The organism is Anaerostipes sp. CAG:276, assembly GCF_000432215.1.
GTDB lineage: Bacteria > Bacillota > Clostridia > Lachnospirales > Lachnospiraceae > Anaerostipes > Anaerostipes caccae.
Map to the genome: position 1 here is coordinate 15366 of NZ_FR889188.1, position 15631 is coordinate 30996.

Annotated in this window: 13 protein-coding genes; all 13 read right to left on the minus strand. The window is 45.4% G+C overall.

What is annotated here, in order from left to right; translation table 11 throughout:
* Positions 1-1812, minus strand: a 1812-nt coding sequence (locus QVP35_RS07750; RefSeq protein WP_288187809.1) for a two-component system response regulator, incomplete at its 3' end; no start/stop codon positions are given.
* Positions 1813-1885: 73 nt separating this feature from the next.
* Positions 1886-3271, minus strand: a complete 1386-nt coding sequence (locus QVP35_RS07755) for a GntR family transcriptional regulator (RefSeq protein ID WP_009289900.1) — start codon at positions 3269-3271, stop codon at positions 1886-1888.
* 183 nt (positions 3272-3454) lie between these two features.
* Positions 3455-4279: a type II secretion system protein gene (locus QVP35_RS07760; protein ID WP_006568571.1), complete on the minus strand. Its 825-nt coding sequence runs from the start codon at positions 4277-4279 to the stop codon at positions 3455-3457.
* 32 nt (positions 4280-4311) lie between these two features.
* Complete coding sequence (locus tag QVP35_RS07765) at positions 4312-5502, minus strand: S41 family peptidase (protein WP_022260988.1); 1191 nt, start codon at positions 5500-5502, stop codon at positions 4312-4314.
* Between the two features lie 169 nt (positions 5503-5671).
* Complete coding sequence (locus QVP35_RS07770) at positions 5672-6871, minus strand: hypothetical protein (protein ID WP_054335496.1); 1200 nt, start codon at positions 6869-6871, stop codon at positions 5672-5674.
* Between the two features lie 360 nt (positions 6872-7231).
* Positions 7232-8548: a GntP family permease gene (locus QVP35_RS07775; RefSeq protein WP_006568569.1), complete on the minus strand. Its 1317-nt coding sequence runs from the start codon at positions 8546-8548 to the stop codon at positions 7232-7234.
* Between the two features lies 1 nt (position 8549).
* On the minus strand, positions 8550-10118 hold the full coding sequence (locus QVP35_RS07780; RefSeq protein WP_009289904.1) for an acyl CoA:acetate/3-ketoacid CoA transferase: 1569 nt from the start codon (positions 10116-10118) through the stop codon (positions 8550-8552).
* On the minus strand, positions 10106-10546 hold the full coding sequence (locus QVP35_RS07785; protein WP_006568567.1) for a MaoC family dehydratase: 441 nt from the start codon (positions 10544-10546) through the stop codon (positions 10106-10108). Before QVP35_RS07785 ends, QVP35_RS07780 begins: the two co-directional genes overlap by 13 nt.
* Before the next feature lie 168 nt (positions 10547-10714).
* Entirely contained in the window at positions 10715-11602 is an 888-nt protein-coding gene (locus tag QVP35_RS07790) for a LysR family transcriptional regulator (RefSeq protein ID WP_009289905.1), read from the minus strand.
* Positions 11603-11714: 112 nt separating this feature from the next.
* Positions 11715-12923: a murein hydrolase activator EnvC family protein gene (locus QVP35_RS07795; protein WP_009289906.1), complete on the minus strand. Its 1209-nt coding sequence runs from the start codon at positions 12921-12923 to the stop codon at positions 11715-11717.
* A gap of 10 nt (positions 12924-12933) precedes the next feature.
* On the minus strand, positions 12934-13842 hold the full coding sequence (gene ftsX / locus QVP35_RS07800) for a permease-like cell division protein FtsX (protein ID WP_006568564.1): 909 nt from the start codon (positions 13840-13842) through the stop codon (positions 12934-12936).
* Positions 13832-14512, minus strand: a complete 681-nt coding sequence (gene ftsE, locus QVP35_RS07805; protein ID WP_006568563.1) for a cell division ATP-binding protein FtsE — start codon at positions 14510-14512, stop codon at positions 13832-13834. The genes ftsX and ftsE overlap by 11 nt, the downstream gene beginning before the upstream one ends.
* A gap of 24 nt (positions 14513-14536) precedes the next feature.
* A complete protein-coding gene (locus tag QVP35_RS07810) occupies positions 14537-15622 on the minus strand; it encodes a PucR family transcriptional regulator (RefSeq protein ID WP_009289907.1) in 1086 nt (361 codons plus the stop codon).
* Positions 15623-15631: the final 9 nt, after the last annotated feature.

The following is a 15631-nucleotide window of genomic DNA, read 5'->3' on the forward strand; positions in this document are numbered from 1 at the left end:
TCTGCCGTCACAGGCTTCGAACACGCAGAACTCCTTTTTAAGCCCGCTCTTTATCTGTTTTCTGAAGGTACTGTCCTCTTCGGCAAGGATCAGGACTTCTTTCTTTTCCTCCGGCTCAGACTCCTCTTTTTTGTTTTTGAACAATGTACTGACAGACTCCTCTGCCAGCAGCTTTTCAAACTCACGGCACGGCATAGGCTTTGCAAAATAATAACCCTGCACATAATCGCATCCAGCCTCTTCCAGTCTGGACAGCTGCTCCTTCGTCTCAACCCCTTCCGCCACAACACTCAGATGCATCCATCGTGCCAGACTGATAATAAATTTCATGATTCCCTGGCTGACTGGCTTGGCCGTTTCGCTCTGGATAAACTGCATATCCAGCTTGAGTATATCGATGGGCAGATTGTTCAGCATGTTCAGTGAAGAATAACCGCTCCCGAAATCATCCATTTCTATCACAAATCCCATCTCCCTCAGATGCGCAACGGTATCTATGATCTGGGAAGGGGTTTCTGTGTATGCACTCTCTGTAATCTCCAAATGCAGCCTGGAAGGGTGCAGTCCGTATTTTTTGACGGTTCTCTGGAGAATACAGGATAAATCTGCGTTAAAAATATCTGCCCTTGAAACATTTACAGATACCGGAATCTGTGGATAACCCTTGTCTTCCCATTCCTGAAGCACTCTGCATGTCTTCTCCCAAACATATTGGTCCATTTTCGTTATAAATCCGTTTTTCTCAAAAAGAGGAATAAAATTTGCCGGTGACTGGACTCCCCACTCCGGGTGTTCCCAGCGCACCAATGCCTCTGCCCCGGCCAGAGCTCCGTCTATAATCCGGTATTTGGGCTGTAGATAGATCTGAAACTGGTCTCCGGACAGGGCGTCCTCCATACTGTCCGCGATGGCCTGGTCATGCAGAAGACTGCTGCGAAGTTTATCGTCGTATAATGCATAATATTTTCCATACTGTCCTTTAATACTGCGGGCAGCCAGAAGTGCCCGGTCACACATCTGCTCAGCAGACAGCATCCGGTCCGCCGCCGAGTAAATTCCCCACTTCATCACAATCGTCCCGCCGTCCAGAAGATTATTAATCTGTTCATTGGCTTTCCGGAAAATATCATCTCTGTAATCTTCCCTATGTTCTATCATACAGACAAACTGGTCTGCATTCAGCCTTCCGCAGATTCCCATCCCCTTCACTTCCTGCTCATACATATGTGCAATGCCGCAGAGCAGCTGGTCTCCAGTAGTGTTTCCAAATACATCATTGATGAGTTTAAAATTTTCAATATCAGAACAGATGACATCATACCTGTCGTCCGGATTCCGCATCAGTATATCCTTCATAAGCTGATAAAAAAACTCCTTACTGTACAGTCCCGTCAGACGGTCGTATTTCACCTGATTCACCACGGCAGCGGTCTCCCTCAGATTGATAAGGCCGGCCACACGGTGCAGGATGATCTGGGGTCTGTAAGGCTTGGCCACAAAATCAGAAGCCCCATGAGATAATGCTGCCAGTTCGTCGGACTCTGCATCATTTTGAGTCGTTACGATCACCGGGATTGAGGAATACTCCGAATTCTCTTTCATAACAGATAAAAATGTATATCCGTCCATAACCGGCATGACAATGTCAAGAAGAATCAGTGAAATACCCTCCCCATACTGTTTTAATACTTCCAGGGCCTCTTCTCCGTTTTCTGCCTCGAGAACATCATACTCAGAACCCAGTATCTGGCACAGCAGCTGGCGGTTCAGTTCATTATCTTCCACTACTAATATCTTTTTTTGAGATAGCATACAAATCCCTTTCCTCATGCATCTGTGCACAGCCCCCCAGAACATTTTTATTCCATGGGAACTCTTATCCTGATCAATCTACGGCAATTTCTCTTATATTTTTTTCTTCCTGTTGAAGCAGCATTTCAAGGCAGTCTGCAAATCCGGAAATCTCATCTCTTCCGAGATGCCCGGCGGCATGTTCCATTATTTTCTGGAATGCTTCATAGTATGCTTTATCCTTCAGACGATGAACGGCAAACGGATATCCCCACGCAGTCAGTTCCCGCAATTTTCTGTAACATTCCTTTATCCCCGATAAAGGACATTCTTCCTCTATGAATGTAAGGCAGATCTCAATGCACAAATATCCCTTTTCCGCTTTTACAAGTTCAGAAAATCTTTTTGCAAATTTTTGTTTTTGGATGTCCGGTGCACAGCCCAATGTCCTGAGCAGAACGTTCTTTATCGTTAATTTTAATAACTGAAGGCTCTCCTGATACATCCTGAGGCCGTCCTGAATCTCCGGGCGTCCGATGTCTGCCTGTACGGCTTCGGAAAGGACCTGAGTCCCCTTTCCCTGAAAAGATTTTGTGAGTCCGGCGCTGCTTAGGATACTTAACGACCGCCGCACAGTACTGACAGAGACCTTATAATACTTTGCCATCTTCGGCAGAGACGGCAGAAAGCTTCCTTTTGTATATATTCCATTTTCAATATCTCTTATCACACTGCAGACTAAGGTATAGCAAAACTGCGGTCTCTGCCGGTAAATATTCCACTGAAAAGAGAATGTTTCTGTCTGCTCCAATTCAAACTCTCTCTGGGCTTCATCTATAAAATCAAACAGCCTTTTTACCGATTTATGAAAGCAGTCCTTAAAATAACCCGTAAGCATAACAATACACTCGGATTTAGACTTTCCCTCAAAATTTTCCTGCCGAATATTCCGCATCTCGTCCTCCGCTAAGTACGGAAACTTCAGAAATCGAAGGACCTCCCAGTAAAGATTCAGGATCAGACTGTTATCCAGGGCACGCAGTGCCATCAGACAGAACTGGAAGGTGACGGGTACCGTATGATCAGTATTTTGTTCGAATGAAGGTCTGAACCTTTCCCATTCCCCGAAATTTGACTGATTCAATTCGAGTACCCGGCACGATTCAAACAGCAGTTCACTGGACATAAGAAGATCCTGTATTGCCTTCTTTCTCGGTACAAAATATTCAGCGGCACTCCTTCTGCGCATTTCCGGATTTGACTTATAAATCACTTTCGATGCTTTTCTGGCATCGATTTTTATGTACCCCTGTTTTTCCAATACTGACAAGCCCGCACGGACCGTGGCCGGAGCCATGCGAAATACAGCACAGATTTTCGATATCGACGGCAGATTTTCCCCGTATTTATAGTATCCATAAAGAATCCTGGCTTCATAATACTCGAAGACGAGCCTGTAAATTCTTTCATCTGAACTCATATTTGTTGCTCCTCATAATATATTCTGCTCTCCCCTTTTTCAGCAGATTTATGAAAGACTCTTCAGCTCCAAACTCTGCTCATATATATATTAATAAATTTTATCACAGTTCTGGTCCAAAGGCAAACAAAAAGACTCCCAAAGCAATGCTGCTCAGGAAGTCCTCTTAATCAGCCTTTATGATCAGAACTTAAGCTTGATCCAGCTTCCCTGACCCGGCTTTTCCCACTCTCCGATATTTCCGGGAGCAATGTAGTAATTTCCGTTCACAAAACACAGGTCGCCTCTCTTTACACCCTTTAAGTAAGGGCCTGACGCGTTCTCTGTATCTGCCTCAATGAAAAGTCTGGTGTTGGAATCAATTTTTATCAGCTGATTCGGATTTTGCGCGGCCAGATCTGCCAATGTCAAATCCTTATTCTTATCGGTTCCGAAATATGGGTCATTGACCGAAGCGTACAGTCCGGTTTTGTCCTGATACAAAAAACCGTTTCCGAACCCTGCTCCATATTCGTTGTTGATTGCGTCTTTTTTTTGCTCCCATGCATCTTCGGATGTCCCAAGCTCATGTTTTTTTCCGCTGCTGTCGGTAATCGTGACACTTCCATTTGAAGATTCTTCACCCTCTTCCGGTCCGCCGTCTTTTTCAATCCTGTAAGTTTCATTCTCATAAATCACGGTAATCTCTGCCTTAGACGTATATTTCAGATAAGTCACCTTACAGTCACTGTTAAACCGTATTTCCCGGATCGTTCCTTTTTCTTCTGCCTGAGCAAGAACGTCACTGTACGGAGCGGACAATGTTCCGGCGCCATGTTCTCCATACTGCTCCGAAAGTATTGCCTGAGCCGCCTGGACACAATTTCTGCATTCAGCTACAGCTGCTTTCTCCCTGGCTTTTCTGATATATCCTGTCAGTGAGGGGATCAGCACCGCGATCAGTATAGCCAGAATCAGCAAAACCACGATCAGTTCCACTAAGGTAAATCCATCCTTTTTCGTTCTCATGCTTTCGTTCCTTTTCCGGTTCCTGTAAAATTTTATTTCTTCAGCTTCTTCTTTAAAATCTGCTGCGCTCTTAAAAGCTGTTCATCCGCTTTTGTCTTGGTGTCATCTTTTATGTTTACATTAGGTTTTATCCCCTTCTTATGGATATTTGCTCCTGACGGCGTATAATATGACGCATAGGTTAATTTTGCATAGGAACCGTCTCCCAATTTAAAGAATCCCTGCACAATCCCTTTTCCGAAGGTCTTTTCCCCTACTAAAGTTCCCCTCTTATGATCTTTCACAGCTCCTGACAAGATCTCAGATGCGCTGGCGCTCTCTCCGTTCACAAGGACACAGACCGGAACTTTTACCGACTGCTCTGCATCTGAACGGTATACCTTTTCCTTGCCCTGTTTATCCTTTATAGACACAATCCTGCCTTCACCAAGCAGTTCATCGCAGATATCCACTACAGAATCCACCAGTCCGCCCGGATTATTCCGGACATCCAGAATTAAAGCCTTCATCCCTTTGCTCTGCAGCTGTTTAATGCCTTTCTTAAATTGGCCAACGGTCACTTCGTCAAATTCAGAGATAGACAAATAGCCAATACCATCATCGAGCATTTTTGTCTCAACAGTCTGAGTCACAACCTTTTTTCTCGTAATTGTGTAGTTTTTTACTTTCTTTTCTTTTCCGCGCAGAAAAGAAAGTTTTACCTTCGTGCCTTCTTCTCCTTTTACTTCTGCCACGACCTTATCCAGATCCTTGTCACCGACAGATTTGCCGTCCACTTTGATCAGAACGTCTCCGGCCTTGATTCCGCTTCCGTCACTGGGACCACCCTTGATGACCCTGATCACCTTGATCTCACCTGTGACAGTATCCTGGGAAAGATAAATTCCCACACCTGAAAATACACCATTCGTCGCTTCCATCAGTTCTTTAAATTCACTCTCTGAATAATAAGTGGAATATGGGTCTCCCAGACCTGCCAGATATCCTTTATAAGTATAATTTTCCAGCTGCTCCTCATCCACATCGCCGGTATAGTATTGATCCACGGTCTTTTTAAGGCGCTGCAGTTTATTTGCGATCTCCACATTTTCTCCCGATACCGAATATGTCCTGTATAAAAGAAATCCCTCTCCGAGAGAGATCACAAGCAGAACTGCAATCAAGATTTTTGAGAATTGTTTTTTCATTTCGACCTCCACGTCCGGATATCTCTTTGTAAACAAAGAGCATCCTCCAAATATGTGTTCCATTATAACACTGAGAAAAAGCCGCTACAACCCTCAACTAAACAGCAATGCATAAACCTAACCGACGTATCCGGCTAATTTTCCCATGAGAAAAGCCATGATTTTTCATCACGGCTTCTCTTAAGCTCTGCATTTACTTAAATTTTTATTCAACCATCCAAGTAGCGTACATACATAGCCAGCTGCCTGTTGGTACAGTGTTACTCATCGTAGTGTTATTGGTATATCTTTGTGCATTACAGTTGCCTCCAGATTGTATCATTAATAAATATCTGTTTGATCCGCTGCCCTGCATTAAAAAAGCTTCTGTTACAGATGGACGAAACCCCGCAGGAATTGTAATAATATTGTCATGTGTCTGCCAAGTCGTGCTGTTTGTAACAGCTCCTCTTAAATGCACTGTCTTCCCCATTTTTCTAACCTGAGGTCGATTATATGTTCCGGAATGAGGACTGATTCCATTTCCCATACTGCAGTCCACCCATCCGCTGTCTCCGTAATTAATTGCTTTTGTACTTCCCGATGGTACGCTTCCAGTGTAAGATCCATGATATTTTATTTGTACACCGGTCATATATGCCATATCTTTTTTAACATCTAATATCGCTATATTATCATAAGCCTCCGATTTAGCTACATACAAATACCAGACACTGGGAGCATTCCTATATAAATACATGTCAATGTTTTTCATTCCATAGTTATTATAATAAAATGAATATACGTTTGGATTTGTCCCTGCATCATTTGCAAACTGAATGTATACATTAGTAGCAAATATATCTCCCCTTCTGCAAATTTCCATTTTGATCGGAGAATTTTTATAATTTCCCGACACAGTGATCTCTGCCAGTAACAGATATCCCGATGAACCGCTTCCATTGCCAGACGAAAATACATTAAACCCCTGATCTAAATACAGGTTTCCACTCACTCTGCCCCCTGAAGCCGGCAAATACTTGGTTAAATTTGAGTTTACCTGACTGATCTCATCTTTTACCTCATTCACAGCGCCGGTCAGATCCTTCTTTGCTGTTTTCAGACTGCTTAAATCCCCTACCTCGACATTTAGCTTTTCGATAGCTTCTGAATGGATGTTGTATTGTTTTACAGTAGCCATTCCTGCTGGATCTATGGAAATATCAAACGGTTTTTCATTAGAATTCTGCATATGAAAATTCCATGTTATAGAAAACCCTGGAGATTCATCTTCTGCCGGTACTATTTTTTTCTCGTTTGCCTGAGCAAGACAATATAAGATTTCTCCTCCGTCCGGATTCTCAGCATATAGTCCCACCTGCCAAAGCTCATATCTTTCATTCCATCCGGTATTTTCTAAAACCACAGGAATTGTGATCTGCTCCCCCTTAACGGAAGCAGGAAGAAATCTGATTTCCTGCTTCGGGGATGTTACTTCTGTCTGCTGTCTCAGATTCACAGGCGGGACAGTACCGGCCCCTGTAACAGCCCTTACAATTTTCAGTGTATGACCGTTGATTATTCTGGACTGCAGCGCGATACCCGCATCCGTCACAACTGCGTTCTGCCAAAAATTCATATTATACCCTCCTTACTTTATAATCCTCATACTTCTAAGGAAAATATAACATGATGCAAACGGACAATGTGGGCAGATATTACGCTCATTTTGTACATGATTGGAGTGAGGCATTCTAAGAGCCGAACGGAAATCATGTACAAAATGTCACACTATTCCCATCATCCCCATCGCCACAACAACTACGGTTGCCACAATCGGAATCACACAGGTAACCATTCCGATATCTGCATAAGATTTTTTATGTGTCATTCCCGCTACGGCCAGCAGTGTGATGACAGCCCCGCAGTGCGGCAGAGAATCCAGTCCCCCGGATGCGATGGATGCAACACGGTGGAAAGCACCCGGATCAATGTTCAAAGATGTGGCCATCTCCATATATTTCGGCCCCAATGCTTCCAGCGCGATGCCCATGCCTCCGGAGGATGATCCGGTAGCTCCGGCCAGAAGTGTTACAGCCAGTGCCTCCGAAATGAGAGGACTTGCTTTGATGCCCAGGACAGCCTTTGTAAGCACGGCAAATCCGGGAGCCGCTTTCACCACGGCACCGAATCCCACAGCCGCAGATGTGTTCATGATCGCCATGACAGATCCGTTGGCACCTTCACTGACAGCGCCAATGATGTCCTTCAAATTCCGCAGATTTAAAAGAACAGACGCGGCGATCCCCAGGAGCAGGGCAATGATGATGGCGTAAGTAGACTTCTTATCTTCCGGAAACGCGATCCACATCGGCAGAACATTCAGTGATGCCACAACGATCAGCAGTGGCACAACCGACAGCAGCGGATTGGGCAGATCCTCTGAAGCACTCTCCTTTATATTGTCAGGTTCATCAAAGTGTTCTCCAGCGGCAGTCATTTTCTTTGCGCGGTAAGACAGCCACAGATAACCTCCCACAAGCATTACGAGCCCGCCCGCAATACCCATGACGGGCCCGGACATTGCGTTCGTCCCGAAATATTTTGTGGGAATGATATTATTCAGCTGGGGATTGCCGGGAAATGCGGTCATGGAAAATGTGAATGCACCGCAGGCAATACACCCTGGGATCAGTCTTCTCGGAAGATCAGCCTCCCGGAATAAGGATACGGCAATCGGATAAATGGCAAACACAACCACAAACAGTGAAATTCCGCCATAGACCAAAATACCGCAGCTGATAATCACCGCCAGGATTGCCCTCTGGGCTCCGATCATTGAGGACAATTTTTTTGCCACAGAATGAGCCGCCCCCGTAACTTCCATCGCCTTTCCGAAAATCGCTCCCAAAAGAAACATTGGAAACCAGGATTTGGCAAAATCTACAAGCCCCTGCATATAGGTGTCTGTATATGCAGGTAGCAGAGAAAGTCCCCCGGTCAGCGCCACAACCATAGCGGATACCGGAGCCACCCAGATAATTGAATATCCCTTGTACGCCAGGAATACCAGCAGCGCAAGCCCTAAAACAATTCCAATCATACTATCTGCCTCCGATCTTCAATGGGGTGTTGTCAAATATATCTGCATCCATCTCTTTTAGATTCCGTGATATCAAAGGTTTGAAATCCATCTTGTCTAAAATGTGCTTTTCCAGATCGATTCCAGGTGCTGTCTCAATTAGTTCCAGACCGCCTTCCGTCAGTCTGAACACCGCCCGTTCCGTCACATACAGCACATTCTGGCCGGTCTGCACGCCATATTCTCCGCTGAAGGTAATCTGCTCCACGCGGTCCACAAACTTGGTAAACTCACCGTCCTGTACGATCTGAAGTCCCCGGTCTTTTACTTCGATCAGCGACTTTCCGGCCGTAAATGTACCGCAGAAAATGACGTTTTTCGTATTCTGTGAAATATTTACGAATCCTCCGCAGCCAACCATCCTGCCGTTAAACTTGCTTACATTGATATTTCCTTTGGCATCAGCCTGTGCAAGCCCCAGGCAGGTCAGGTCAAGTCCGCCGCCGTCATAAAAGTCAAACAGATTCGGCTGGCCGATCAGCACCTCTACGTTGGCAGCAGCTCCAAGGCTGTGCCCTCCCTGAGGCACGCCTCCGATCGCTCCGGCCTCGATCGTCATTGTCAGACGGTCTGCGATCCCTGCTTCCAGGGCAACGGATGCGACCCCTTCCGGTACCCCGATCCCCAGATTAATCGTAGTATCCAGCTGAAGCTCTTTGGCGCACCGCTTTGCGATGACCTTCCGTATTCCCATTTCCATGGGAGCAATGCTGTCAGACGGCACTTTTACTTCTCCCGTAAAAGACGCATCATAGTCAAGAATACAAGTCATACGGTGATTTTCTGGTTTAGCTTTGACCAATGTATCAACCATGATTCCCGGGACATATATCTCTCTTGGGTCCAAAGTCCCCTCTTTTGCCACCTCTTTTACCTGGCCGATCACGATTCCGCCGGAATTTCTGGCTGCCTCAGCGATATGAAGTGTTTCCAAAAGCACGCCTTCTTTATCGACCGTCATATTCCCTTTCTCGTCTCCCACCGTGCCGCGGATGATGGCGACGTCCACAGGAATGGAACGGTACAGAAGATATTCTTTCCCTGCTGCCTCCATAACCTCCACAAAGCTCTCGCCTTGAGCAGCCTGGTTCATGCGGCCGCCTTCCACTCTTGGATCTGCAAATGTTTTTAATCCCACCTGAGTCAGCACCCCGGGCTTGCCGCCTGCAATGGCCCTGAATAAATGTGCAACGACACCCTGCGGAAAATTATAAGCTGCGATCTTATTCTCATTGATCATCCTGCTCAGCTTCTTTGCCAGTCCCACATGCCCGGCAATGATTCGTTTGACCATTCCCTCTTTTGCCAAATGGTCAAGGCCGAAATCCTCTTTAAGGACTCCTCCGTCTCCGCAGCCCGATCCAAACAGGAGCGTCAATTCTTTTGGATGCCCCTCCTCCTCATAGCGTTTTCCCAAGGCCTTTGCTATTTCTTCAGCGAACCCGAATCCGAAAGCAAATCCGTTGAACGCTACCGTGTCGCCGTCTTTGATCTGTTTTACTGCCTCTTCTGCACTGCTTAATTTAGACATGCTGTATCCTCCTTATGCTCCGGCGGAATAACGGTTGCTTCCCCTTCCACGACAACCCTGCCTTCCTGATTGACACAAGTCGTAGTAATGGTGGCGATCGTAAACTTAGTTTTTTCTTTTAATTCCTTTACCCTCAGACTGGCTGTGACTGTGTCTCCAATCTTCACAGGTCCTGTAAATTTCAGAGACTGACCCAGATATGTGGTACCGGGTCCCGGAAGCTTCATGGCAATGGCCGCCGAGATAACTCCGGCACTGATCATCCCATGAGCTATCCTCTCTTTAAATACCGTATCTTTCGCATAGTCATCATCCAGATGCAGCGGATTCTTATCCCCCGTCACCTCTGCAAATGCCAGGACATCCTCATTGCTGATTTGTTTACAAAAAGAACATTCATCTCCGACCTTTAATGAACAATTTCCCATTGGTTACTCCTTCCCTGATGCAATTCTCTGATCATCTTGTATAATCATTTCTATAAATCCATTATAGGTTTGGTTGATTCTCACAGTAAAATATATAAAATTCATAGACGGCATGAAAAAAAGAACTAAGCCTCTCTATCATCTAAGGTTTAGTTCTTTGCAATTTCTTTATTTAATATTCCCGTGTTCTTTGACATACGTCTGAAAATGTCTGATCGGATTTGAAACGTATTTGTCCTTTCTTATGATCAATGCTATATCCCATGGAAACTCCGGTTCCGTCAGTGTAAGAATTTTTATTTTATCTGAATTAAAACGGGATAAGATCGGCCGCGGAAGAATGGCCACTCCCTGATTCAGCGAAACCATCTCGGCCACGAAGTCCCACTGGGAACTCTCCATAACGATGTTCGGCTCAAAGCCCGACATATGGCACAGTTCCCTGGTCCGGCTGTGGAGCATAAATGTCTTGTCAAGTGAAATAAACTCTTCATTTCTTAACTCCCGAAAAGCTGCTTTCTCACGGCCCGCAAAAGGATGATCCGTGCTGACCGTCAGCACATTGTCCGACTTAAATACAGGAAGGATATGAAAATCGTCCGAAGCAAAAGGAAGTATGACCACACCGATGTCAATCTCTCCGGACTGAACCTTTTCTTTCACAGTATTTGCTCCCTCTTCCGCAATTACAAGGCGGATTCCCGGATAGGCTTTTCGAAACCCCTGGATAATAGACGCAAAATAAATCGTGCTGATCACCGGAGGTATTCCCACGGAAATTTCCCCGTTCTCTGCATTAATACAGTCTCTTAAATGCTCCATCTGGTTATTGATGCTCTCCAGTGCATCTCTGCCTTCCTGATAAAGCATCCTGCCCTCCGGCGTCAGACAAAAGCGTTTCGCAGTCCGGTCAACGAGCTGTACATCCAAATCCTCTTCCATGGCTTTAATCGTCTTGCTCAGTGCCGACTGGCAGATAAACAATTCATTTGCGGCAGTGGTAAAATTTTGATTCTTTGCCAGTGCAACAAAATAGGTCAGCTGTTTTAAATTCATACTCCGCTCCTTTCCCATGATATCCATTTAAATCCATTATACTATGGAAATTTCATATATAAAAAGAACAGAGGTATGACTTTTTTTCATACCCCTGATTCCACAGTTCCTGTCACATATAATTCATTGGATTCACATAGCTGCCGTTTTTCTTTACTGCAAAGTGAAGATGCGGCCCGGTGGACATCCCGGTGGAGCCGGATGACGCGATCTTCTGCCCTCTGCTGACTCTCTGTCCGGACGAGACTTTCAGAGAAGAATTATGTAAATACAATGTCTCCAGTCCGTTTCCGTGGTCAATCTTCACCCAGTTTCCGTTATACGGGCTGTATCCTGCCACTTCCACTGTACCGCTTCCCGCTGCTACTACCGTGGAACCCTTTGGCGCTCCGATATCAATGCCTTCATGGAATTTCGTTCCCCCCTGAACCGGATGTGTCCGGTTTCCAAATGGTGAAGTAACTGTATGGCAGGACGGGACCGGCCATGTCAGTGAAGAAGATCCGCCCCCGGAACTGTGATTTCCGGAGGATGATCCGCCGGAGCTTCCCGAAGAACTGCCCCCGGGTCTGGAACTTCCGGATGAAGAACTATTCCCTGCGTTTCCTCCGGACGGCTTGTTTGATGCAGTATCGTAGTAATCTATACGGTCCTGATACTTCTGCATCAGATCCTTGTTTGATGCAATCTTCTGCTGGAACTGTATCAGCTTGGATTTCTTGCTGTCGGCCAGGCTGACAATCTTGGCCTCTTCAGCCTTGGCTTCCTTCGTCACAGTTTTAATCTCCTTGTAGCTTTCCTCCAGCTTTTTTGAAGCTAAGGCAATCTTGTCCTGAGTTTTTCTGAGCCTGTGAAACATATTATTGTCATAATTAGAAATCTTTGACACATAGTCAAGTCTTGTAAGGAACTCATTAAAAGATTTTGCCTGTACAATCACATCAATATAACCTGTGTTTCCATTTTCGTAAAGGTATTTTATCCGTTTGCTCATAATCTTATACTGCTTTTCTTTGGATGCCTTTGCCTCACTGAGCTTTTCTTTTGTATCACTCACCTGCTTCTTCGTGTCGTTCAGCTTTTTTTCCAGCTTGTCCGCTTTATCGGAAGCCTTCTCGATCTTCTGATCCATGGCCTCGATTTCCTTTTCCATCCCGGAAATCTTCTTTTCCAGCTCCTTATTTTCCTCTTCTTTTTTCTTTGCCTTATCCTTCAAGTCTTCCGTCCTGCTGTCAGCCTTCACCGCCAATCCCGGCAGGCTGGCAAAGCAAAGACACAGGGTCAAAAGAAATACTGTTACACCAAAATATTTTTTCTTCATAGGAATCCTCCTACACTCTCAGGTATTTGCGGATCGTAAAGCTGCTTCCGAGACATCCGATGCCGAGCCCCACTAACAGAGACGCAGGAATCAGATAAACCATGATCTGGTTTACAGGTACAAACTCCATAAAATTTGTCAGTACATGAAATTTGTCTATAATATAGTTGACTATCACCTTATAGCCTATATAAATGACACCCATAGGGATCAGAGAGCCGACGATTCCTATGACGGCTCCCTCCACAATAAACGGAGCCCTGATAAACCGATTGGTGGCACCGATCAGTCTCATAATGGCGATCTCTTCTTTTCTCACCGCAATACCGATAGAGACGGTGTTGCTCACGAGGAAGACCGACACAAGCAAAAGAATCAGGATAATAGCCCCTGCCACATAGGCTCCAAGAAGATTTGCCTTGGAAATCCCCTCTGCGGCACCTTTTGCATACTCTACTTTTCTCACTCCGTCCAGGCCTTTAAACTGCCTGACCATTTTTCCGTGATACTTCACGTCTTTTAACATGACTTCATAGGAGTCCGATTCATTTAACGGGTTTTTGCCCTCAAATCCCTCCAAAAGATCTTCATTGTTCTTAAATACCTCTTTTTTATACTTAGCCCATGCTTCTTCCGCCGATACATAACGGACAGACTGAACTTCTTTGTAACCTTTGATTTTCTTTCCGATGGCATCCTTCCTGCTCTCCGCCAGCTTTTCATCGAAGAATACGGAAATGGTCACTGAATCTTCTGCCTGCTTTACCGTAGCCCTTACATTGAGGAGCACGGAAAATGTCACTCCCAGAAGGAAAATACAGGCCATGATCGTCCCTACCGTTGCCAAAGAAAAAATTTTGTTCCTGAAAATATTTTTCAGCCCTTCTTTAAACCCATAGGCCAGCCGTCTAAATATCATATGTACCGCCTTTCTCGTCGTGATGTACTGCTCCCTCATTCAAGGCGATGACCCGTTTCCCCATATGATTTACGATTTCTTTATTATGGGTTACGACAATCACTGTCGTTCCTCTCTTCTGGATTTCCACCAGAAGATCCATGATCTCCTGTGCATTCTGCGGGTCCAGATTCCCCGTAGGTTCATCTGCCAGCAAAAGCGCCGGGTGATTGACCAAAGCCCTGGCAATGGCAACCCTCTGCTGCTCACCTCCTGACAGTTCGTCAGGCAGAGCCCTGAGCCTGTTCCCCAGCCCCACCAGCTCAAGGACGTTCTGAACCTGCCGCTTCATGGCTCTTTTCGGCACCTCAATCACCTGCTGCGCAAACGCTACATTCTCATAGATACTCCGGTCTCTAAGCAGTCGGAAATCCTGGAAAACAACGCCTATTTGTCTCCTGAGATACGGAATCTGCCTCCGCTTCATCTTCTGGTAGTGATAGCCGTTGACAACGATATCCCCGGATGTCGCTTCCAGTTCCTTTAACAGCAGCTTGATCAGTGTTGTCTTGCCGGACCCGCTCTTACCCACTATGAAGGCAAATTCCCCCTTATCTACCTCCAGTGACACGTTGTCCAGCCCTATGCTGCCTTTTTGGTACTCTTTCGTCACATTCTGCAGTGTAATCATAGAAATGACTCCCCTCTCACACGTTTATCCAAGTGTATTCATATGCTTCATATACTGTACGACCATCAGAGCAATTTTAAAAGCAATGGCATCCTCAAAATTCCTCAGGTCCAGGTTCGTGCTCTTCTGTATTTTATCCAGGCGGTATACAAGAGTATTTCTATGTATATATAACTGTCTGGACGTCTCGGAGACATTCAGATTATTCTCAAAAAACTTGTAGATCGTCGCCAATGTCTCATCGTCGATCTCCTCCGGAGAATAATCCCCAAACACCTCTTTGATAAACATTTTGCAAAGCGGCAGAGGCAGCTGATAGATCAGTCTTCCGATACCCAGCTGGTCATAGGCTACCACTTCTTTGTTTTCATAGAAAATCTTATCTACCTCAAGAGCAATCTGTGCCTCCTTGTAAGACCGGGACACATCCTTGATCCCTTTGGCTATGGTCCCCACGGCAATTCTCGCGTCATTGATCCCGACATTTTTCAGGTTTTTCAGAAGCTTCTCAGCCGTCTTGACAAACTGCTTTGACTGGGCCTTTACGCAGACTTCCTTCACCAATACGATACTTTTTTCATCGACGGCGGCAATAAAGTCATCATCCGTAGTATCCTCCAGCTGCTTTACTGTTTCCACCAGATTTTGATCTTTGCCATAGGTAGCTTCGATCAGATAGGCAACCCGTGTGGCCTCGATGTCAATATTCAGCTTCTTGGCCCGGTTATAGATATCCACCAGAAGCAGATTGTCGAGAAGAAGATTTTTTATAAAATTATCCTTGTCAAACCTTTCTTTGTAGGCGACAAGCAGACTTTCAATCTGAAACACCGCCATCTTTGCCACCATATACATGCTCTCACTCTCTCCGTCAGCTAAAAGCACATACTCCAGACGTTTGTCGTCAAAAATTTTAAAATACTGCTTGCCGCCAACAACCTGGCTCTCTGCTACGGAATTGATGAAGCCCTTCAGTGTATCTTCATCCTCTGCCTCCGTCTCCTTCGTTTTTGCCAGGATCTTTCCGTTTAAATCTATCACATACAGATCCACGTTGGAAATACTGTGTATTCCATCTAATGTCTCCTGCAGAATTTGATTTGAAATCATATTTACACG